The organism is Pseudomonas sp. SIMBA_041 (genome assembly GCF_046535095.1).
Classification (GTDB): Bacteria; Pseudomonadota; Gammaproteobacteria; order Pseudomonadales; family Pseudomonadaceae; genus Aquipseudomonas; species Aquipseudomonas mucoides.
The window spans coordinates 1-248 of sequence record NZ_JAWRXJ010000722.1 but is presented as its reverse complement, the minus strand read 5'-3'; the positions used below and the strand labels follow the sequence as shown (position 1 = coordinate 248).

Annotated in this window: 1 pseudogene; it reads left to right on the top strand. The window is 68.1% G+C overall.

The window, feature by feature from the left end:
- Nucleotides 1-248: pseudogene (locus tag SB725_RS33000) on the top strand (polysaccharide biosynthesis protein); the annotation flags it as partial.

The window sequence follows — 248 nt, the reverse complement described above, 5'->3', positions numbered from 1 at the left end:
CTGGTGCTGGTTGCGACGCTTCCACGACCTGGGCCTGCGCTGGCAGGCCGGGGAACAGGGCAAGCTGCTGCGCTACAGCGCCCAGAGCCACCCCGGGGTGCTGTCGCAACAATTGATGCTGCGTTCGGACTACCTGTTCATCGGTGCCCTGCTCGACCCCGCGGCCCTGGGCTGGTACGCCATGGCCAGCGCCGCCGCCGAGCTGCTGCTGATCATTCCCGAGGCGGTGACCACGCCACTGATGAAGC